The organism is Zobellia sp. OII3 (assembly GCF_002211465.1).
GTDB lineage: Bacteria > Bacteroidota > Bacteroidia > Flavobacteriales > Flavobacteriaceae > Zobellia > Zobellia galactanivorans.
The window spans coordinates 54,499-77,125 of the sequence record NZ_MWRZ01000013.1 but is presented as its reverse complement, the minus strand read 5'-3'; the positions used below and the strand labels follow the sequence as shown (position 1 = coordinate 77,125).

At 39.3% G+C, this 22,627-nt stretch carries 12 protein-coding genes and 1 pseudogene; 7 read left to right on the top strand and 6 right to left on the bottom strand.

Annotated elements, in window-relative coordinates; translation table 11 throughout:
• Positions 1–123 (top strand): annotated as a pseudogene (locus tag B4Q04_RS22975) (IS5 family transposase); the annotation flags it as partial.
• A gap of 331 nt (positions 124–454) precedes the next feature.
• On the opposite strand, the gene B4Q04_RS20620 reads toward B4Q04_RS22975, so the two are convergent.
• The 6 genes from B4Q04_RS20620 to B4Q04_RS20595 form a co-directional block, all read right to left on the bottom strand.
• Entirely contained in the window at positions 455–1,735 is a 1,281-nt protein-coding gene (locus B4Q04_RS20620) for a nucleotide sugar dehydrogenase (protein ID WP_088697951.1), read from the bottom strand.
• Positions 1,736–1,741: 6 nt separating this feature from the next.
• Positions 1,742–2,740 carry an SDR family oxidoreductase gene (locus B4Q04_RS20615; RefSeq protein WP_088697950.1) on the bottom strand — a complete coding sequence of 333 codons (999 nt, stop codon included), beginning with the start codon at positions 2,738–2,740 and terminating at the stop codon, positions 1,742–1,744.
• A gap of 239 nt (positions 2,741–2,979) precedes the next feature.
• Positions 2,980–3,855: a hypothetical protein gene (locus B4Q04_RS20610; protein WP_088697949.1), complete on the bottom strand. Its 876-nt coding sequence runs from the start codon at positions 3,853–3,855 to the stop codon at positions 2,980–2,982.
• A 177-nt stretch (positions 3,856–4,032) separates the two neighbouring features.
• Positions 4,033–5,475, bottom strand: coding sequence for an MBOAT family O-acyltransferase (locus tag B4Q04_RS20605; RefSeq protein WP_088697948.1), 1,443 nt, complete (start codon positions 5,473–5,475; stop codon positions 4,033–4,035).
• A 116-nt stretch (positions 5,476–5,591) separates the two neighbouring features.
• Complete coding sequence (locus B4Q04_RS20600) at positions 5,592–6,608, bottom strand: NAD-dependent epimerase (RefSeq protein WP_088697947.1); 1,017 nt, start codon at positions 6,606–6,608, stop codon at positions 5,592–5,594.
• Positions 6,605–8,002 (bottom strand): nucleotide sugar dehydrogenase, encoded by a 1,398-nt coding sequence (locus B4Q04_RS20595; RefSeq protein ID WP_088697958.1) that lies wholly within the window; start codon positions 8,000–8,002, stop codon positions 6,605–6,607. The genes B4Q04_RS20600 and B4Q04_RS20595 overlap by 4 nt, the downstream gene beginning before the upstream one ends.
• A 402-nt stretch (positions 8,003–8,404) precedes the next feature.
• On the opposite strand from B4Q04_RS20595, the gene B4Q04_RS20590 reads away from it, so the two are divergent.
• The 6 genes from B4Q04_RS20590 (at position 8,405) to B4Q04_RS20560 (ending at position 22,593) form a co-directional block, all read left to right on the top strand.
• Positions 8,405–9,391 carry a UDP-glucuronic acid decarboxylase family protein gene (locus tag B4Q04_RS20590; protein WP_046288056.1) on the top strand — a complete coding sequence of 329 codons (987 nt, stop codon included), beginning with the start codon at positions 8,405–8,407 and terminating at the stop codon, positions 9,389–9,391.
• Between the two features lie 447 nt (positions 9,392–9,838).
• Positions 9,839–10,924 carry an aminotransferase class I/II-fold pyridoxal phosphate-dependent enzyme gene (locus B4Q04_RS20585; RefSeq protein WP_088697946.1) on the top strand — a complete coding sequence of 362 codons (1,086 nt, stop codon included), beginning with the start codon at positions 9,839–9,841 and terminating at the stop codon, positions 10,922–10,924.
• 4 nt (positions 10,925–10,928) lie between these two features.
• Positions 10,929–12,860 (top strand): polysaccharide biosynthesis protein, encoded by a 1,932-nt coding sequence (locus B4Q04_RS20580; RefSeq protein WP_088697945.1) that lies wholly within the window; start codon positions 10,929–10,931, stop codon positions 12,858–12,860.
• A gap of 46 nt (positions 12,861–12,906) precedes the next feature.
• Positions 12,907–13,704: a polysaccharide biosynthesis/export family protein gene (locus tag B4Q04_RS20575; RefSeq protein ID WP_088697957.1), complete on the top strand. Its 798-nt coding sequence runs from the start codon at positions 12,907–12,909 to the stop codon at positions 13,702–13,704.
• A 29-nt stretch (positions 13,705–13,733) separates the two neighbouring features.
• Positions 13,734–16,121, top strand: a complete 2,388-nt coding sequence (locus tag B4Q04_RS20570; RefSeq protein ID WP_088697944.1) for a GumC family protein — start codon at positions 13,734–13,736, stop codon at positions 16,119–16,121.
• 373 nt (positions 16,122–16,494) lie between these two features.
• Entirely contained in the window at positions 16,495–22,593 is a 6,099-nt protein-coding gene (locus B4Q04_RS20560) for a malectin domain-containing carbohydrate-binding protein (RefSeq protein ID WP_088697942.1), read from the top strand.
• Positions 22,594–22,627: the final 34 nt, after the last annotated feature.

Sequence of the window (22,627 nt, the reverse complement as noted above, 5' to 3'; positions counted from 1 at the left end):
ATCGACAGTTTCAGGTCACTGCTCAACAGGTTCGATACCTCCGTTGAGAGTTGGAAAGGGTTCAACTACCTATCATTCATCGTAATCGCCCTGAAAAAAATCAAACTAAAAAAGTTTAAATGAGTTCAGCTTTTAAATATGAAAGAAAACGCTTGTAGAGATAAAAGTATTTGGCAATAAAGTACTGTTGATTAAAAATTTGAACGTATAGTTTGGCAGGGGAGGGATATTTATGATTAGGAAGTGAGGAAGGAACAGTAAAAATGTACGCTTGTTAAAAATGATTGTAGGATGCAGTAATACTAGGTAAAAAAACAGCTATACTTTATACCCAACAAAAATCCAGTGAAGATAGCTCCACTGGATTTATTTAAACTTAAAAAATCGACCTATCCATTTTAGGATAATTTAACTCTCTTTATATAGGCATATAATACAAGAACTAACATTAAGTTTAAAGTCTACCGTCTACCTTACCTTTTAAGATGCCTTTTACATCGTATAACACACCGTTTTCGTTTAAAAGGGCTCGTAGGTCAATATTTAAAAACTCATTATGGGCAACGGCAAGAACAATGGTATCGTACTTTTCGTTGGGTACTTGGTTTACTATTTCTAGGCTGTATTCTTCTTCAACTTCTTCTTTGGAGGCCCATGGGTCGAAGATACTTATATTGGCGCCGTAGCTCTTAAGGTTGTTGATTACATCTACCGCCTTTGTATTTCGTACATCGGGACAATTTTCTTTAAAGGTAATGCCTAAAACGAGCATCTTGGCTCCTTTTATTTTTATCTCCCGTTGAACCATTAATTTGATAACTTCAGAAGCTACGTATTTCCCCATACCATCATTCATACGCCTTCCGGCTAGGATGATTTCGGGGTGATAACCGAACTCTTGTGCCTTTTGGGCGAGATAATAGGGGTCAACACCAATACAATGGCCGCCAACCAGTCCGGGTTTGAAGGGCAAGAAGTTCCATTTGGTCCCCGCTGCCTCAAGTACGGCACTCGTGTCAATATCCATTAAATTGAAGATTTTGGCCAATTCGTTTACAAAGGCGATATTGATATCCCTTTGAGAGTTTTCAATTACCTTGGCGGCCTCTGCTACCTTTATGGAGGGGGCAAGGTGGGTGCCGGCAGTGATTACCGAAGCATATAGGGCATTGACTTTTTTTCCGGTTTCCAGAGTAGAGCCCGAAGTAACCTTTAGAATCTTTTCTACGGTATGTTCCTTGTCACCTGGATTGATACGTTCAGGGGAATATCCAACAAAGAAATCTTTGTTAAAGACGAGTCCACTTACTTTTTCGAGTACAGGGATACACTCTTCTTCCGTTACGCCAGGGTATACCGTAGATTCATAGACGACGGTGTCTCCTTTTTTCAACACTTTCCCAACCGTTTCGCTTGATTTGTACAAAGGCGTTAGAACAGGTCTGTTGGTGTGGTCCACAGGGGTGGGAACGGTTACGATATAATAATTGCAATCGGAAATTGCCTCCCTTTGGTTCGTACAATGTAGCCCGGTTTCCATTTGAGGGGTATCGCGCAACACTTTTTGCAAAATATCGTCTTCTACCTCTAAGGTACTGTCCGTGCCGGATTGCAGTTCTTTAATCCGTTCCTCGTTGATGTCAAATCCGATTACCGGATACTTCGTAGCAAATAATCGTGCAAGAGGTAGGCCAACATAACCCAATCCTATTATTGCTATTTTAATATTTTTCATTCTTCTTTATTTTAAATTGTTCCAATACCAATTAACGGCATTTTTGAGTCCGGTTTTTATATCGAATTGAGGCGCGTAGCCTAGCAATTTTTCAGCCTTTTCTATAGACGCCAAAGAGTGGGGGACATCTCCCTTTCGTTCTGGGCCGTAAGTGATATCGACATTTGCAATTTGCGGATCAAATTCGCTTAAATAGGTTTTTAGCAAGCTTACAAGTTCGTTTAAATCGGTACGTTCTCCAAAGGCTACGTTGTATACGGTGTTAATGGCTTCTTTGTCCTTTGCCAACAAAGCCCTTATGTTCATTTGAACGACATTATCGATATACGTAAAATCTCGGGAAAAACTACCATCACCATTTATAACTGGCGACTCATGGGCCATAAGTTGCATGGTAAATTTTGGAATTACGGCCGCATAGGCCCCATTGGGGTCTTGTCTTTGCCCGAAAACATTAAAATATCGTAGTCCTATAGTTTCCAGTCCGTATGTAGAACTGAAAATGTTGGCATATAATTCGTTTACATATTTGGTAATGGCATAAGGGGAAAGAGGTTTCCCTATGACGTCCTCTACTTTGGGCATTGATTTTGAATCCCCATAGGTGGAAGAACTGGCAGCGTATACAAAGCGTTTGATCTTCGCATCCCGGGCCGCGACGAGCATATTCAGGAATCCGGAAACATTTACATCGTTGCTGGTTATAGGGTCATTTATAGATCGCGGAACGGACCCCAATGCTGCTTGGTGCAATATAAAGTCCACATCGGCACAAGCTTTATGGCAAGTGGATAAATCCCTAATATCTCCTTCGATAAGGTTAAAGTTGGGGTTGGAGGTAAAGGGGAGGATGTTTTCCCGTTTACCTGTTGCAAAGTTGTCAAGGCAAACGACACGGTTTCCATTGTCTAATAAGGCTTCGCATAGATTGGATCCGATAAAGCCGGCACCGCCGGTTATTAAAATTGTGTATTTTGAAGAAAAATTTAGTTTTTCAAGTAACATTTAATTTTGATTTAAAAAAAATATTAGCAATTAAAGTCGTCTTTAGTCAATTGGTTGGCTTAATAGGCTGCAAAGATGTGAAAAAAATGTCATGAAGGAAGTAATATTCTGTCAAAAGTCTATTTAGGGGATAAAAGGTGTAGTGTATTCTGTCTATCTCTTAAATGTCGATAAAGTCCAGTTCGAGAGTTTGTTGATGTGATGAAAAAAGAAAAGGATATGTCAAGGAAGGTATTTTGTTATTTGTTGGAGTTTAACAGCTCTTTTAAATAATTCGAGTAGATTTCGGCTCCGGTTTTATGAAGGTGAGATAAGTCTCTATAAGCAGATTCGGGAAGATCAAAACTCGAATGGTCCATCAGAGTTGCATTTGGAAGTTGATTCTTAGCAAAATCATAGTATCCTTTTTTTAAAGGTTCGTGTAATTCTTCAATTATAGGGTGTACAGGGGTGTTTAATAAAATTAAAGAGATGTTATTTGACTCGCAAAATTTGTATATTTCGATGAGGTACTTTATCTGATATTGAGAATACTCATGAGTCTTATCAATGTCTAAGGGTTTTATATATTTTTTAGCCTGTTTAAGTTTTCTTTCTGATAATGATTTGTAACCACCTAAGTAACTGTAACCCTTGGACTTCATTCTTATGTTATGAAAAATAGTTTGTGGTGTACTTTTTAATGTAGCGATTGGATTAGCGGAAAGCAAAGTCCAATAATCTTTAAAATCAAGTAGAAAAAAATAATACCGTATTTGGGTATTAATTTTGCTTTCAGCATCCAACCAAGCATCCATATCTTTCTGAAGTATGCTGTAGGAATATCCAAGGATAACTGTGTCGATTTGTTTGTTGTGCTTAGTAATGTTTTTTAGTTTCAGGTAATCATAAAAATAGGCAGCACCACTCTGGGCAAGATTTTTTGTTTTAGGTATTAAAGAATCATTTATGGCGCATTCTGGGTGTGAGTTGCCTAAGATTAAAATGTTATGTGAAGAATTTAAAGAAAAGTTAAAAGTAGATTTAGTGTATAAACTTGTTGTATAGGTGAGTAAGGTCACTGTCAAACAGGTCAGTATAGAGAAAAGAAATATTTTTTTTAGAAAAAAAATCATAGGACACAAAGTTAGACGGATTAATAAAAAAAATGATTGTACATTTTAGTTTGTTCATAATAATCGAAGGGGGACTTGTGTTTGTTTTTTTTTTACCAATCAATTACTTTGGTTCAATTCTCCAATTTAGAATAAAACTATCTTGGAAAAGGAGATTATAAACCTTGTTTAGATAATTTAAAATTGAAAATATATAAATTCTTGTTGATATCCGCCGAAGGAAAATATAATAATGATTATGCTAATATACGTCCCCCATCGGATAGGTCTATGTTTTAATAATCCGTTGCCATAGATTTCAAGACCGTGATTTTTTTCTCTTTGAAGCCATTCTGTGATAATAAACAGGGCAAGCAAGGCTATTAGGGTCGTGGGTAATATTTGTGGTTGAGAGAAAAGGGTTGTGTCGAAAATATTGGCTAAATAACTTAGTGCGTGGGCCACATTTTCAGCCCTAAAAAAGACCCAAGCCAAGACTGTTAAAAGAAATGTATAGATTATTTGTAGAATTTCCTTAAAGTTTGGCAGGTATTTGCCTTGGGCTACAATATCTATATTCTGTCGGTTTTTGCCAGAGAGCATTAGGGGTAAAAAGTAAATAGCGTTTAAGGCTCCCCAAACAAGAAATGTCCAATTCGCTCCGTGCCAAAAGCCACTTACCAAGAAAATGATAAAGGTGTTACGGATTTTCATCCATGTGCCTCCCCGGCTTCCGCCAAGAGGGATATAAAGATAGTCTCTAAACCAAGTTGATAATGAGATGTGCCATCTTCTCCAAAATTCAGCGATATCCCTGGAAAAATAGGGAAAAGCAAAATTTTTCATTAAATCAAAACCAAACAACCTTGATGTGCCAATGGCGATATCGGAATACCCTGAGAAATCGCCATAGATTTGAAAGGTAAAGAAAAAAGCACCTAGCAATAAGGTGCTTCCCGAATATTCCCCTGAATTATTGAATATTTCATTGGCATATTCCGCGCAATTGTCGGCAATCACAATTTTTTTAAACAGGCCCCATAAGATTTGACGCATGCCGTCTACCGCTTTTGAATAATCAAAAACTCGCTTCTTGTAGAATTGTGGCAGTAAATGGGTGGCCCTTTCAATTGGTCCTGCAACGAGTTGTGGAAAGAAACAAACAAAGGCGGAAAAAGCGATAAAATCCCTTGTTGGTTCTAGTTGCTTTCTGTAAACGTCTATAGTATAGCTTAAAGTCTGGAAGGTATAAAAACTGATACCAACAGGTAAAATAATATTAAGGGATTGAACATTGATTTCTTGACCAAAGAAAGAATAGGCGGAGACAAAATTATCTAGAAAAAAATTATAATATTTAAAGAAGCCTAAAAAACCTAGATTAACAGAAATGCTAGTCCATAATAGAATTTTTCGTGTTAACGGTCTGTTTTCTTTTGATAAAGCTACACCGATTGAGTAATCAACAAAAGTGCTAAAGGCAATTAAACCAAGAAATTTCCAATCCCACCAACCATAGAAGAAATAACTGGCGACTACAATAAGGAAATTTTGAAGATTAATATTTTTATTAAAAACAAACCAATATAAAATAAATACTATTGGTAGGAAAAGTGCGAAATCTACAGAATTGAATAGCATATTTTTTTTGAATAGGTTGATGCCCTGTTATAAAAGATAGGATTTTAGATTTTGAGTATTTGAAAATCAATAAAAAGCCTCAATATTTATTAAGGCTTTTTATATTAAAAGTAAATCTATTTTTTATAATAGTTTTTATACCACTCAATAAATTTCTGGACACCATCGACTACGCTAGTATTGGGCTGGTAGTCGTAATCCCTGATTAGGTCATTTACATCGGCCCAGGTACGTTCAACATCTCCTGGCTGCATGGGCATCAACTCTTTTGTGGCTTTTTGCCCCATACTGCTCTCGATGGCTTCTATAAAATCGGTCAGTTTAACAGCGTTGTTGTTACCGATGTTGTAAATTTTATAGCGCTCACGGTCATTGATGGATTTTGTTAAAATACGGATTACCCCCTCAACAATATCGTCGACATAGGTAAAGTCGCGTTCCATCTTACCATGGTTAAATACCTGTATCGGATTGCCTTTGGCAATGGCATCGGTAAACAGGAACAGGGCCATGTCGGGACGTCCCCAAGGGCCATATACCGTAAAAAATCGAAGTCCCGTGGTTGCAAACCCGAACAAATGGCTATAGGTGTGGGCCATAAGTTCATTGCTCTTTTTGCTTGCGGCATACAGGCTTATCGGATGGTCTACACTATCTGAAGTGGAAAAAGGTATTTTTTCGTTCAAACCATAGACACTGGAGCTACTGGCGTACACCAAGTGTTCGACTTTATTGTGTCTGCAACACTCTAGTAAATTCAGGTAGCCCACAATATTACTGTCGATATAGGTCTCTGGATTTTCAATGCTGTAACGTACGCCCGCTTGCGCAGCCAAATTACAGACCCGGTCCACTTTTTCTTCCTTAAAAAGTTTAGGAAGGGCGTCCCGGTCTTCCAGGTTCATTCGAACAAAAGAAAATTTGTCACCATAGATGGAGCCGTAACATTTTTTATGAAATGTTTTAGCATCGCTCCGTTCAATGCCCAATTGCTTCAGACGGTCGTATTTGAGGTTAACATCGTAATAATCGTTGATGTTATCTAGGCCGACGACCTCAAAACCTTGACGCAAGAGTTTTTCACAGAGATGATATCCTATAAAACCGGCTGCACCGGTGACAAGAATTTTCATGATTGTCCTATTTTGTAGTATTGGAAGCCTTTTTCTTCCATTTCTTCTTTTGATAATAGGCGACGGCCGTCGAAAACAAAGGCAGGTTTTAACATTTTTTCAAAAATCGTATCCCAAGAATAGGTCTTGAATTCATCCCATTCGGTTAGAATGGCTATGGCATGCGCCTCTTGAACGGCTTCCATAGGGTCGTTTACTACCGTAAGGAGTTTTCGGTTCTCTTCGGGAGTCCTTGTATCTAGGTAATCCAAATCGGCATAAATTCTATCGGCCGAAACCTTTGGGTCGTATACCACAATTTCCGCCTTTTCTTCAAGTAGGGCATCGGCTATGTTAATGGCGGCGGATTCCCTAGTATCATTGGTATCCTTTTTAAAGGCCCATCCGAAGAAAACAATTTTCTTGCCTGAAACCGTGTTGTATAAGGTTGAAATTATATTTTCGGCAAAACGTCTTTTTTGATAATCGTTCATAATGATGACCTGTTCCCAATAATCGGCAACCTCATTAAGTCCGAAAGTTCTTGATATATACACCAAGTTCAGGATGTCCTTTTGAAAGCAAGAGCCTCCAAAACCAACAGAGGCATTTAGGAATTTCGGTCCAATTCTACTGTCGGTGCCAATCGCCCTTGACACCTCCGCCACATTGGCATCGGTACGTTCACATAATGCTGAAATGGCATTGATGGAAGAAACCCTTTGTGCTAAAAATGCGTTGGCAACCAATTTAGAGAGCTCGGAAGACCATACATTGGTCTGTAAAACACGCTCTTTGGGAAGCCAATGTTCGTAAATGGAACTGAGGGTGTCCTTAGCTTCTTGTCCCGAAGGTGTTTCGTCACCGCCGATCAACACCCGGTCGGCATGGAGCAAATCTTCTATGGCAGTACCTTCGGCCAAAAATTCAGGGTTGGAAAGAATTTCGAATTTTACGCCATTCCCGGTGTTCTCCAAAATACTTTTGATCGCACTGGCCGTTCGTACCGGTAATGTAGATTTTTCTACGACTATTTTATCGGTTTTGGCCACTTTGGCGATATTACGGGCACAGAGCTCTACAAATTTTAAATCTGCTGCCTGCCCTTTCCCTTTTCCATAGGTCTTTGTTGGGGTGTTTACCGATATGAAAATAATCTCGGCCTCATCTATGGCTTTGTCCACTTCAGTGGAGAAGAAAAGGTTCTTTCCCCTGGTTTTTTCAACGATTTCTTTTAGCCCTGGCTCGTAGACGGGTAAATTATCTAGGTCCGAATCGTTCCATTGGTCGATTCTGGCTTGGTTAATGTCCACAACAGTTACCGTAATTTCAGGACACTGGCTGGCAATAACGGACATGGTTGGTCCACCTACATATCCTGCACCGATACAGCATATTTTATTTACTTTTTTCATGGATAGGTTCATTTTATTAGGTTGCAAAGATTACTAAATAACTCAAAACTACCTTGCATTTTTTCGGTTAAAAAGATTTATTTCAAGATTATGTGTTAGAAATGGGACTAATTTATCGATGTATTAATAATCATGAGGTGGAATACGATCTATTTTTATAGGGCTTGTAATTGAAGCAAGGCGACAATTGTCTGAAATTATATACGAAGCATTTATAGAATAAGACTATTTACCTTTTATCTTAAATATTTGAAGTTCATAGCATTTTGAGAAAAAAACGTCTTGGGTTTGATACAATGTATTTATATTCGTGCCGATTGTAATGCCAACTAGTGATAAATGGTTCTACTTTTGAATGTTAAAGTATCTAACATTCGTTGAGCGGAATATTAAATGTACGAAATGAAGAAAATACTGATTACCGGGGCAGCCGGTTTTTTAGGATCCCATCTGTGTGACCGATTTATAAAGGAAGGATATTATGTAATCGCTATGGATAACCTGATTACAGGCGACTTGCGTAACATTGAGCATCTTTTTAAGTTAGAGAACTTTGAGTTTTACCATCACGATGTTACTAAATTCGTGAATGTACCGGGGAAATTGGACTATATTCTTCATTTTGCCTCTCCGGCCAGTCCGATCGATTATTTAAAGATTCCGATTCAGACCTTGAAGGTGGGGGCATTGGGAACCCATAACCTATTGGGCTTGGCCAAGGTTAAAAACGCCAGGATATTAATTGCCTCTACTTCCGAAATATACGGGGATCCCTTGGTCCACCCTCAGACAGAAGAATATTATGGTAATGTGAATACCATTGGCCCTAGAGGGGTTTACGATGAAGCCAAAAGGTTTATGGAATCTATTACCATGGCTTATAATCGCTTTCATGGTCTTGAAACACGAATAGTTAGAATATTTAATACCTATGGGCCTAGAATGCGACTGAATGATGGTAGGGTAATACCTGCGTTTATTGGACAGGCCTTGCGAGGTGAAGATTTGACCGTGTTCGGCGATGGTAGTCAAACCCGTTCCTTTTGTTATGTCGATGATGAAGTGGAAGGGATATACCGTCTATTGCTCAGCGATTATGATATGCCTGTAAACATTGGTAACCCACATGAAATTACTATTAAGGATTTTGCGGAGGAAATTGTAAAGTTGACCGGTACCGACCAGAAGGTTATTTATAAGCCTCTACCGCAAGATGACCCAATGCAAAGACAACCTGATATTACAAAGGCCAAAGAGATCTTAGGCTGGGAGCCCAAGGTGTCCCGTGCGGAAGGCATGAAAAAGACCTACGAGTATTTCAAATCCTTGCCGGAAGATGAACTGTATAAAAAAGAACACAAGGATTTTAAGGATTATAATCGAATCTAAGAAACCTTGGAAATGAACTTAGGGGGAGCGGTGTTTCGTATTGGCTTTGCTCCTTTTTTTTGTTCTAAGCCTTTGGTTTTGATATTTTTATAGGGAGAATGCCTTTGGGTTTCCTATTTTTGAAAGAATGTAGGGGTGAAAAAAACACATCTAATATTCGTTTTATATCGTACATATGTGACTCAAGGTTGATGTTGGAGTTCGGTGTAAGGTGTGATTAGCCGATTTTTTGGGGCGTACAACAAAATTAATGAAGGGTTCTAATGTTAAGGTTTAGTTTTGTTTTTGATAATCACAGAAGTATTGCTTGGCAATATTGAGATTATATTTATATGTTTGGCCGCCATTGATTTGAAAATGTCGGCAACCCCCAAACGATAATGAACTAAAAACCAATTTCCGGTGAAAACTATTGTAAAAGATAAAATATGGCTGTCTTCTCCCCATATGGGAGGAGGTGAACAAAAATACGTTCAAGAAGCCTTTGATACGAATTGGGTCGCTCCTTTAGGGCCTAACGTAGATAACTTTGAAAAATCCATAACCCAGTTTGTAGGTGGCAACATGCACGTAGCCGCACTTAGTTCAGGTACTGCCGCAATTCATCTCGCTTTAGAATTGCTGGGCGTAACCCGGGGCGATGAAGTAATTTGTCAAAGTTTTACTTTTTCGGCATCGGCCAATCCCATTATGTACCTTGGGGCAACTCCCGTTTTTGTAGATAGTGAAAGGGATACTTGGAATATTTCCCCTGAATTATTGGAAACCGCTATAAAGGATCGAATGGCCCGTGGGAAAAAACCTAAAGCTATCGTAGCGGTCCATTTATATGGAATGCCCTATAAAGTGGATGAAATAAGGAAGATTTCAGAAAAATATGATATTCCCGTCGTGGAGGATAGTGCCGAGGCCCTGGGGAGCGCGTTCAAGGATAAAAAATGCGGTACTTTTGGGGAAATAGGGATTTTTTCTTTTAACGGAAATAAAATAATTACCACCTCTGGGGGAGGCGCCTTGGTGTCAAGAAAAGAGGAGGTGAAGAAAAGGGCCGTATTCTTGGCCACGCAAGCAAGGGACGATGCGCCCCACTACCAGCACTCAAATGTAGGCTACAATTATAGAATGAGCAATATCCTTGCAGGTATTGGCCGTGGTCAGATGGAAGTGCTTCAAGAACGTGTAGGACAAAGAAGATTTAATTACGATTTTTATAAAAAACATCTTGGGCATCTTTCCCAACTTGAATTTTTAGAGGAACCAGAGGGATATTATTGCAATAGATGGTTGACTTGCGTGTTGACCCCTTCCTTTGAGATTAGGGAAAAAATACGATTGGCCCTTTTAGAGGTCGATATCGAATCTAGACCTTTATGGAAGCCGATGCATATGCAGCCGGTTTTCAATGAATTTCCCCATTATAGCGATGGTACATCGGAAGACCTTTTCAACCGGGGGCTTTGTTTGCCAAGTGGCTCTAACCTTTCCCAAAATGATCTGGAAAGAATAGTGGAGTTAATTCTAACCAAAATTTAATCTGATGATAAAAGACTATTTAGTAAGTAATGCTCATAAATATGCGTCTAAGTGGTTGGTTTTGGCCATTGACGTGGTTATGATCTCTATTTCCTTCGTGTTATCGTATATCATACGTTTTAATCTCACTTTAGATTTTGAAATAGAAAGACTATTTGTTCAATTGCCTATTATTGCCTTGATAGCTTTGGCCTCTTTTATTTTTACGGGCTCCCATAAAGGGGTTATTAGGCATACAGGGGTAAGGGATGTATACAACATATTCAATGCCATTTGTCTTTCAAGCATTTTGCTGATTTCCATGGTCTTGTTCAATAGGGAGCTTGGCGTATTCGAGAATTTTACGGTTCCCTTGGGGATCATCATTATCCATAGCTTGTTGAGCTTTGTGGCCCTTACGGCTTCAAGGTATGTGTTTAAGGCGCTTTACAACAACCTTATGGCCCGCGATTTTAAGGTCAATAAGAATGTTTTGATTTTTGGAGCGGGGGAGTCGGGTATATTGACCCAGAACGCCCTGGTCAACCATACAAAAAGCCGGGTTAGGGTAGTGGGTTATGTCGATGAAGATGTAAAAAAGGTTGGCAAGCAAATCAATGGGGTAAAAGTATTTCATAAAGATGTACTGAACCGCGATTTTATTGTAAAGAACAATATTTCAGAAGTTATTTTTTCTATACAGAATATTGACCCAAGAAGTTTAAAGGTTTTGGTCGAAGGTTTGGTGGACTTTCCGGTCCAGGTTAAAATTGTTCCTCCGGTAGAGCAATGGATCAACGGTGAGTTGAAAGTATCGCAAATCAAGCAGATTCAGATTGAAGATTTGTTGGATCGTGCGCCGATCAACATCAAAAATTCTAAAATCGCAGGCGAAATCAAAAACAAGGTTGTTCTTGTTACGGGAGGCGCGGGGTCTATCGGTAGTGAAATCGTACGTCAAGTATGTACTTATAACTATAAATCATTGATTGTTATCGATCAATCGGAATCGGCCTTGTACGATTTGCAACAAGAATTAAAACAAAATGGCTACCACAATTTTATGCCTATTGTGGGGGATGTACGCGATAAAAATAGATTGAACAACCTCTTTCAGGAATACAAGCCGAATATTGTTTTTCATGCCGCCGCCTACAAGCATGTTCCTTTAATGGAATACAATGCCTATGAGGCCATTAAGATCAATGTGGCAGGTACAAAGGTAGTTGCCGATTTGTCTATCAGTCATAATGTCGACAAGTTTATATTCATTTCTACCGACAAAGCGGTGAACCCGACCAATGTCATGGGGGCTACCAAACGAATTGCGGAAATGTATATCAGTTGTATGCAGCAAAAAGGAAAGACGAAATTCATAACCACGCGTTTTGGAAATGTGCTTGGGTCAAATGGATCCGTCATTCCTCTGTTTAAAAAGCAAATAGAAAAAGGAGGGCCTTTGACCGTTACCCATGAAAACGTCACCCGTTTTTTTATGACCATACCCGAGGCATCACAATTGGTTCTTGAAGCCGGTGCTATGGGAGAAGGCGGCGAAATTTTTATTTTTGACATGGGCGAATCGGTAAAGATATTCGATTTGGCCAAAAATATGATCAAGCTGAGCGGACTTCGATATCCTGAGGACATCGATATAAAAATCACAGGTTTGAGACCCGGTGAAAAGTTATACGAAGAACTGTTGGCAAATGGGGAAAATACCTTGCCTACCTATCATAAAAAAATTATGATCGGTAAGACCAGGGAACTGGATTATACCCTGGTACATGCTAAAATAGATGAACTTTGTGTTTCCAATATGTTCTTTAATGAAAGCACGGTAAGTTTAATGAAGGAAATTGTCCCAGAATTTATCTCCAATAATTCGGAGTTGTGTTTGCTTGACAAAAAGAAGCAGAACACCACTAAGAATCATCCGCTTAAAAAAGTTTTATAAGTTTTTTATTTGTTATCATTGCACCAAAATTTGAAACACTATGTCTATGAAAAAACGAAGTCTTACCGCAATTACTAGTTCTTTAAGGTCGATTATACCTCTTTTGGTATTGTCAGCCGTTCTACTTTCTTCATGTGCCACAAGAAAAGAAGTGGTTTATTTTCAGAATACGGGAGACTTTGAAACCTTGGTCGATAAGAATAGTTTCACCCCTAAGTTTAAGGTAGATGATTTAGTGAGTATTTATGTGTCTACTTTAGATAGTGAGGCGAGTGCACCATTTAATCTGTTTAGAGGAGGGTCCGAAGGAGGGATTCGTCCGGAACAAGTCGATTATTTGATTGATAAGGAAGGGGAAATTGATTTTCCGGTAATAGGGAAAATAAAAATTGCAGGCTTATCGGGTGAAGAGGTAAGGGTTTTGCTTAGGGATAAGCTTTCAGATTACTTGAAAGACCCTATTATAAATATCAGGCTTAGAAACTTTAGTATCTCGGTTTTAGGCGAGGTGAATCGTCCAGGGACCTATCCTGTAGATGGGGAGCGGATTACTATTATGGAGGCTTTAGGATTGGCAGGGGATCTTACGATTAAAGGGAAGCGAGAAAACGTAATGGTCATTCGGGACTTTGATGGCACCAAGGTGTACACGCGTATCGACTTGACAAAAAAGGAAGCCTTAAGTTCGCCTGTGTATTATTTGACCCAAAACGATGTAGTTTATGTGGAGCCGAACAATTCGGCTATTAAATCCTCCACCTTGGATAATCGAGCGTCTATCTACGTTTCCGTGGCATCTTTGTTGATTACTTCAACAGTGTTATTAATTACCAGGACAAATTAATTTTAAGTTGTTGTTCTTAAAAAAATAAAATGAGCTTAAATACTCAAAATCCATTGCCGAACAATTCCTTTGATATTAAGGAAATATTAAATACATATACGACGTATGCGAAGTGGTTCGTGTTGTCTGTGCTGGTGGCGCTTGTGGTGGCTTACACGTATATAAGGTATGCCACACCGCAATATGCCGTCCAAGCCCAAATTCAAATCTTAGAGGATAAAACTTCAGGGTCTGAATTAGATGTTTTTAAGGATTTAAGTTTGTTTGGAGGTGGAAAAAATAAGGTTGAGGATGAATTACAGTTAATACGTTCTCGTTCAAATTTCATTAGGGTGGTAAAAGAATTGAACCTTAATACGAAAATCCTAGTTCAAGGGAATATAAAGGAAACGGAGTTATATAAGAACCCTCCCGTGAATATAAATTTTATTGCAGCTGATTCTATTTTGAATCGAGCCAATCTTAATTTTTTTATTACTATTTCGTCTTCTACCACATTTGGTTATACCGAAGAGGAGGATAAGCCTGTAAAAATATTTGCGTTCGGGAAAAATATATCTACTCCGATTGGGGATATTGTAATAACACCAAACGTTGGGGTTTTTGAAAGTTATAAGAACAAAAAATTAAGAATTTCAGTTAAACCAATCGAGGATGTTGCTCAAGGTTATAGAACAAGAGTGGTTGTAAGCAATCCAGGGGAGCTTTCGAATATCGTAAATTTAACATTAGAAGACCCTATTCGAGAAAAAGCTGTGCATATTCTCGACGCCTTGGTAAGAATCTATAATGAAAATGCTATAGAGGATAAGCAAATAATTGCAGATCGTACTTCTAATTTTATAGATGAGCGTATTGCTAATATTTCATCTGATTTGGCAAGTGTGGATCAGTCTGCCCAGGACTTTAAAACAGAAAAAGGGGTTACAGATATTGCGGCGGAAGCGAGTGTCAACCTGAATGTGGGCGTGGCAAATCAACAAGAACTGGCCAATGCCAGAAATCAGTTGAATATTGCGGCGTCAATGCAAGATTTAGTTCAACAACAAGATAGCTATGAGGTTCTGCCGACTAATGTAGGACTTTCCGACCCCACCATTGCGAGTACAACGGACCGATATAATCAATTGGTCTTGGAGCGAAAGAGACTGTTAAAAAGTTCGAATGAAAAGAACCCGGTTATTGTAAATCTAGATCAGCAAATAGCCGGTTTAAAGCGTAGTATGCAGTCTAGTTTAAGTAGCACGGTTAACAATTTAGGGCTTACGGTAAACTCTTTAAGCGGTCAACAGGCTCGATTCAATTCAAAAATATATTCGTCACCTGCTAACGAACGTGCATTGAGAGACATTACTAGACAACAACAAACGACGGAGTCTTTATATCTCTATCTACTTCAAAAGCGAGAAGAGGCCCAAATATCTGCAGCTTCAAGTTCTCCTAAATCTAAAGTAGTGGATAAGGCTTATAGCATAAGTAAGCTGCCGGTTTCGCCCAAGAAATCAATTATCTACCTAGCTTCTTTTATTTTAGGTTTACTGGTTCCGTTCAGTATTATCTATGCTAAAGAGTTGTTAGATAATAAAGTACATAATATGCATTCTTTAGAAAAAGTTGTTAAGAATGTACCAATTCTTGGGGAATTACCAAGGCTTTCAAAAAAAGAAGAAAAGTTTGTTGTAAAGGAGGATAGGTCAGTCCTTGCGGAGTCCCTTAGGATAATTCGAACCAATTTAGATTACCTTATAAAATCAAAGAAAAAGAAAGAAGGAAAGAGCAATATTATATTTGTGACCTCTAGTGTGCCCGGTGAGGGGAAAACATTCCTGTCAACGAATCTGTCAATGATTTTAGCGAGTACCAATAAGAAAGTTCTGCTTCTTGGAGCGGATATTCGGAATCCTAAATTATATACATTTTTCTCTGGGGGCGGGGATATTGATAAAATGAAGAAACCGAGCAGAAATAAAGATGCAGGTTTAACAGAGTACTTGTATGACAATACTATTGAATTACGTGATATAGTAAATCCAATGTTGGTTCATCGGAATACGATAGATGTGATATATTCAGGACGTATCCCGCCCAATCCGGCAGAGTTGTTGATGAGTGATAGGGTCAATGATCTATTTAGTAAAGTATCGGAAAATTACGATTATGTTATCGTGGATACCGCTCCTCTTATGGTGGTGACCGATACACTGCTTATCAGTGAGTTTGCAGATTTATTATTGTATGTAACTAGAGCGGGAGTTACTGAAACCAAGGCTGTAGAATACCCTATAAAATTACAGGAGGAAGGAAAAATTAAAGGTTTGTCCTTTGTAGTCAATGATGTGGATTCCTCTAATTTGGGATACGGTGGTAAATATGGCTACGGCTATGGTAAGACCCAAAAGAAATGGTGGAAATTTTAAGGAAAAAGCATCTTAAAAAGTAAGAAAAACCCTGGAGAAATTCAGGGTTTTTGTTTTTTTTATAAAGAACAGGAAACTTCTTGATATATAGGGGTTAACCACCTTTAAAAAAATACCTATTTTCGCAGGAATATAGAAATCTTCCCCTAAAGAATTTAATTGTAGTAGAGTACGACCGCTTGCAAACAGAAGGTTCAACAAAACTTTGGTAAACAAGGTGGAATCATCAGTTTAAGTTGTGGTTTGTAATTGACCGAAGTTCAGCCCGCTTTTAACGAAAAGAAGTAGGGTATTCAATCCTCAGGGTGTTATTAGATTATATTTGTTAGCTGTGGAAGACATACGCATTAGGAAAAAGAAAACACTATTTGATATGAAAAATAATTACGTAACAAGTTTTTTAATCACTTGTTTAATCGTTTTTACGGGAAGTTTTAGGGCGGAGGCACAGTTGACCGACGAATTTTCCAAAGTCGATATTGTGACGGGTTTGTCAAATGCAACAAGTTTTAAATTTGCCCCTGACGGTAGAATATTTATTTTAGATCGTTTTGGTGAGGTTCAAATATATAAACCAGATGAACAATATACTGTTTCAGCAGGAGTGATACCTGTTTATCATGAACATGAAGATGGTCTTGTTGGGATAGCCGTTGATCCAGATTTTGAAATTAACAATAAGATTTATTTGCATTATGCCCCTATCGATTTTGTTGGGTATAGGGTCTCTAGATTTAGTGTTGTCGGTGATGCAATTGACCTTAGTTCGGAAGAAATTATTATTCAATGGAATACTTCAAGATCGGCTTTATGGCATTCTGGAGGGGATATGGATTTCGATTCTCAAGGTAACCTTTATATAGCCACGGGAGATAATACTACTTATGGGGCCAAATATTATGCGCCTCTAGACGAAGGGGATTCTGATTATAGTGCGGAGAAGGCCTCATCGAATACAAATGACTTAAGAGGTAAAATCTTAAGGATCAAACCGGGTCCCGGTAGTACCTATACAATACCAAGTGGTAACTTATTTCCTCAAGGGACTCCTAATACAAGACCTGAAATTTATGTGATGGGAGCCAGAAACCCCTATCGTATATTTGTGGACAAGGAACACAATGATTGGTTGTTTTGGGGCGAGGTCGGCCCTGATGGAAACACTGCAGGGGATTTGGGTCCAGAAGGACTTGACGAGATAAATTTGACCAAAGAAGCCGGCAACTATGGATGGCCCTATTTTTCAGGAGCGGATAACGATCCATATCAGATAACTTATGCTAGCCCCAAATATTATAACAATCCTGCAGCTCCAGAAAACATTTCAAAATGGAATACGGGAGCTACCGTATTACCACCTGCAGAACCTGCTTGGATAGAAAAATTCCATAAATGTTATTTGGCAGGGTTTAGGTATAACTATGTAAATGATGAATTGTTAGATAAGCAACGATTGCCAGCGGAGTTTGACGATATGTTCTTTTACTTTGATTTCAATACCAGTCGAATTTGGGGAGTGGAAATGGCAGCTGACGGCAGTATAATTTCAGAAGAAATGCTTACTGGCGACGTTTTTCCGGGTGAGGGTAATAGTAAGGATGGTTATATCGATATGGAATTAGGACCGGACGGTAAAATGTATATATTGGCTTATGGTAAAGGATGTTGTCCTCAAGATATTCCCGAGGGGATTGGAAGACTTATTCAGGTCAATTACACCGGAATTACAACGAACTCCCCGCCAACGGTGGTTATGAAAGCAGATGTGACCAATGGACCACTGCCTCTTACCGTTAACTTTACTGGTGACCAAACAACGGATCCCAATGGAGATTCTCCACTTATTTACGAATGGGATATTGATGTAGACGGGACTGTTGATTATACCACTCCTAATATATCACATACCTATACTACGGAAGGGACTTTTACGGCTCAACTTAAAGTTACAGATCCAGATGGAGCAGTCGGTGCCAAGATTATTAAAATCTATGCAGGAAATACCAAAACGCAGTTTAGCTTTAATTCACCTGTTGACGGTGGCTTCTTTAACTGGAACGATGATGTCGATTTTGATTTGGCAGCAACAGATAATGAAGATGGCGCTATTCCATGTGAAGATGTAAACGTTATACCTTCCTTGGGCCATGAAAATCATTTTCATGATGTAGATGCTATTGACGCCTGTACTTCTACCATTAATCTTGGAGATGGAGACCATCAAATTGATGGGGAAATGGATATCTATTACGTAATCAATTCAAATTATAGCGATAGTGGGGGGCTCATATCAAGAGGCCAAATAAAACTTCATCCCAAAAGAAGAGAAGCTGAATATTACGATTCTCAAAATGGGGTCACCATTATTCCAAACACTTATGATTTGGAAGGAGCTTCTAGTGCCATTCAGGTAAATAACAATTCATACATATCTTTTGAAGGCCGTAATTTATTAAATATGAATGCGGTGAAGTATTTGGTGGCATCTGAAAATGCAGGAGGTACTATTGAATTGAGGTTAGATAGTCCCACAGGAACATTGGTGGCTCTTACGAGTGTTCCTTCAACTGGAGGGAATGATAATTGGCAGCATATTCAAACACCTATAACAAATCCTGGAGGTAAGCATGATTTGTACTTTGTATTTAAAAATGTCAGTTCTTCCCAAGATATATTTCGTTTGAATTATATAGAATTTTTAGGAGATGGGGTTTCAGAAGACAATACACCTCCCGAGGTTCATAGGGTTGAACCAAAAGGAAACAACCGGGTAGAGGTGAAATTCTCGGAGTATGTAAATGAGAGTATGGCAGAAAATACTTCTAACTACTCAATTACAAATGGAGTAACGATAGAGAGTGCGGAACTTCAGGCGGATGGACACACTGTGTTTCTTAATACTTCGCTCTTAAGTGAGGGTGTCGATTATAGTTTGAGTATTTCCAATGTGCAAAATACAAGTGATGTCCCAATGGTTACGGATAGCTTTTCGTTCTTTGTTTTTGAGGAAATTAGAATTAACACTGGAGGAAATGAAATTACAGGCCCCGGGGGAGAAATTTTCAAAAAAGATGAATTTTTTAATTCTGGTAGTAAATACAGCATTAATGTTCCTGTTGTAGGGACCGAGGCAGATGATTTGTATCAAACGGAACGTTATACGAACAATAAGGGAGCTTTTGGTTATGAAATTCCAGTGGCCCTCTCTGGAGAATATGACATAAGGCTTCATTTTGCTGAAATTTACTATGGTGTGGATAAAGATCAACTTGACAAAGGGCCTGGAACACGGGTGTTTGACGTAGTGATTGAAGGTAAGGAGGTTCTGTCCAATTTTGATATTTTGGCTGAAACAGATCCGGCTACGGCATTGGTGAAGGAGTTTGATAATGTAACCATATCGGATGGTTTCGCGAGTATCTACTTTAATGGGGTAGAGAGGAGTCCAAAAGTCAATGGTATTGAAATTTTATCGAAGGATACCTTTGATAAAGGGGATGTCAATGCAAATATTACGATTATTTCACCTTCAAACGGTTGGGATGTTAACACTTCATTTGAAGTGGCCTTTAGGGTAGAAAATTGGGTAATCAACGAAGGCGATACGCACGTGCATTATTTTTTAGATGGTAGTTTGGTAGACAAGTATTACGGCTATGATCCTATTCCATTCTCTGATTTATCTGAAGGAGAACATACAATACGAATTGAGTTGTTTACCGAAAACCATATTGGTACGGGTATTTATGACGAGGTAGTCGTAAACGTAACAGGTTTGATTACTTGCAACGAGACCCCATTTCCTGAATCTTGGGTGGTTCATGAGTTCGACCCCAATCCGTACACGGTAGTATATACTTTTGCAGATGATGATTTGGATGGCGATGGCTTGAAGGACATTGTAACCGGTGGTTGGTGGTATAAAAATCCAGGTTATGCTTCTGGAGATTGGGAGAAAAAAGAAATAGGAGGGACATTTAAAAATGTAGCCCATGTTTATGACTTCGATCAGGATGGTGATTTGGATTTACTGGGTACAAAAGGAGCTTATACAGGTGTTGAGCTAGTTTGGGCGCAAAATGATGGGAAAGGTAACTTTACGGTGTACGAAAATATACCTGAGGGAGATTCAGATTATTATGAGCCATTTTTGGCTGGTATAGCCGGTGGTGTATTTGATAACACAGGCATCTACAGAATGGCGATTAACTGGAACGGCGCCGAATCGACCGATTCACCGATTCAAATGCTTACACCTCCGACCAAATCTTTAATTACAACCGAAGAGTGGAGTTTGGTAGATATCAGTCCTGATTCGTCGGGAGAAGACATTCAAGCAGGTGATATTGACCGCGACGGCGATCTCGATTTGTTCCAAGGTATAAATTGGTTGCGAAATAATGGCGACCTGAATTTTGAAACTTTTTCAACAGGAATAACGTATGTATCCACACCGGATAGGGCCCAATTGGCCGATTTTGACCGCGATGGCGATTTGGATGCCGTAGTTGGACAATTAGGTTGGGGAGGAAGTGGCAATAATAAGCAATTTGCGTGGTTTGAAACGCCTTCTGACCCGACCCAACCATGGATACGACATGATTTGGCGGATGATATAGAAGGAAGTCTAAGTGTTTCTGCGGTGGACATTGATTTTGATGGTGATCAAGATATCGTCGTCGGAGAATGGAGGGGTGAGAATCGCTTGATAGCCTTTGAGAACGACCTCTGTGGTTCTGGTCAATTTAACAAGATTATTTTAGATGATGGAGCCTTGGGGTATGAGCATCATGACGGTGCCAGGGTAGTGGACATTGATGCTGATGGAGATTTAGATGTGGTTTCCAATGGGTGGTTAAATGACAAAGTTCTCAGAATTTACGAAAATACAACCCCTCCGTTACTTGATGACAGACCAATAGCTAATGCAGGTTCGGATAAGATTATATCGGCGACAAGTGTGACTTTGGTCGGATCGGGAAGTGACCCGGATGGAGGTGATATCGTTTCCTATAGTTGGAGCCAGCAAAGTGGCCCATCGGCGACTTTATCGGGTGAATTGACACAGGAGTTGAAGGTAACTGATATGATTGAAGACGGTATTTATGTTTTCCGTTTAATGGTTACCGATGATGAAGGGGAAATTGGGTTCGACGAGGTAAGGGTAACTAAATCGAGTGTTTCAATAGTTACAAGAATTAATAGTGGAGGTCCTACCTTTATCCATGATGGTAAAAATTGGGCCGGTGATATACATTCTAATGGAGGAGAAACTTTAGTTAATGCCATAGAAATAGCTAACACGGAAAACGATGTATTGTACCAAACTGAGCGTTATCGAACTAGCGGAAGTTTAATTTATGAGATTCCAGTTAGTAACGGTGAGCATAGTGTTAACTTGCACTTTGCGGAGATATATTATGGTGCACAAGGAGGAGCTGAAGGAGGAGCTGGATCGCGTATTTTTAATATCGATGTTGAAGGTCAGCAGCAAAAGGAAAACTACGATATTTTTGTAGCGGCTGGAGGTGCGGCAACGGCCGTAATAGAGACCTTTAGCGGTATAAATGTTACGGATGGCAGTTTGACCATTACCTTGACACCGGTCACAGAATACCCGAAAATATCAGGTATTGAAATAATTGAACCGGTAGTGGAAGGGGCACCTACGGCCGATGCCGGTGATGACCAAGTATTGACCTTGCCAATAAGCAATGTCGTGCTTACCGGGTTTGGATCGGATCCTGATGGAGGAGAAGTTTCTTATGCTTGGTCCCAAAAAAGCGGACCTGATTTGGCAACGTTGAGTGGAGCCGATACGGCAAGTTTGACCGTTAGCAATTTGAGTGCCGGAGTCTATGTATTTACTCTTGTCGTTACCGATGATGAGGGAGAATCGGATTCTGATACCGTTACGGTTACTGTTGTAAATGAAAATGGACTTTTGGCTGTTGCCGAAGCGGCTCCTACCGAAGGAAGTGCGCCACTAGAAGTAACTTTTACGGGTAGTAAGTCATTCGGTGATGTCGTTAGTTATTTATGGGATTTTCAAGATGGAAAAACATCGACCGATTCGGATACTGCTAATACCTTTGTTGAAAACGGCACTTACAATGTAGAGCTTACCGTTACCGATGCTGAAGGGGTTACCGATACCGCAACGGTGACCATAATCGTTTCGGAAACCCTTGAAGGGGATAAGATGGGGTATATTTTAAAAGACAACCCCGTTACCGAAGGCGTCGTAAGCGTTCGGGTGCTCAACCAACCTGCTGACTTTATTATGCTGGGGGTTAATTTGCACGATCAACAAGGACGATTGATTAGCGATATTAGTGCCGAGGATATTGTTCTTTCCGGGGATAATGCCTATAACATACCCGTTTATCTGTTAAGGGATGGTATTTACTTCCTGAACATAGTGAACAATATGGGTGACCCGGTTACCATAAAGTTCCTGGTGAAGAATTAGATTATTTTGAACTGAATATAAAAAAAGCCGCTAT

Excerpts from the sequence above, each read along its gene's own strand:
- B4Q04_RS20620 (WP_088697951.1), bottom strand. The coding sequence starts at position 1,735 with ATGAAAAATATTAAAATAGCAATAATAGGATTGGGTTATGTTGGCCTA.
- B4Q04_RS20615 (WP_088697950.1), bottom strand. The coding sequence starts at position 2,740 with ATGTTACTTGAAAAACTAAATTTTTCTTCAAAATACACAATTTTAATA.
- B4Q04_RS20610 (WP_088697949.1), bottom strand. The coding sequence starts at position 3,855 with ATGATTTTTTTTCTAAAAAAAATATTTCTTTTCTCTATACTGACCTGT.
- B4Q04_RS20605 (WP_088697948.1), bottom strand. The coding sequence starts at position 5,475 with ATGCTATTCAATTCTGTAGATTTCGCACTTTTCCTACCAATAGTATTT.
- B4Q04_RS20600 (WP_088697947.1), bottom strand. The coding sequence starts at position 6,608 with ATGAAAATTCTTGTCACCGGTGCAGCCGGTTTTATAGGATATCATCTC.
- B4Q04_RS20595 (WP_088697958.1), bottom strand. The coding sequence starts at position 8,002 with ATGAAAAAAGTAAATAAAATATGCTGTATCGGTGCAGGATATGTAGGT.
- B4Q04_RS20590 (WP_046288056.1), top strand. The coding sequence starts at position 8,405 with ATGAAGAAAATACTGATTACCGGGGCAGCCGGTTTTTTAGGATCCCAT.
- B4Q04_RS20585 (WP_088697946.1), top strand. The coding sequence starts at position 9,839 with ATGGGAGGAGGTGAACAAAAATACGTTCAAGAAGCCTTTGATACGAAT.
- B4Q04_RS20580 (WP_088697945.1), top strand. The coding sequence starts at position 10,929 with ATGATAAAAGACTATTTAGTAAGTAATGCTCATAAATATGCGTCTAAG.
- B4Q04_RS20575 (WP_088697957.1), top strand. The coding sequence starts at position 12,907 with ATGAAAAAACGAAGTCTTACCGCAATTACTAGTTCTTTAAGGTCGATT.
- B4Q04_RS20570 (WP_088697944.1), top strand. The coding sequence starts at position 13,734 with ATGAGCTTAAATACTCAAAATCCATTGCCGAACAATTCCTTTGATATT.
- B4Q04_RS20560 (WP_088697942.1), top strand. The coding sequence starts at position 16,495 with ATGAAAAATAATTACGTAACAAGTTTTTTAATCACTTGTTTAATCGTT.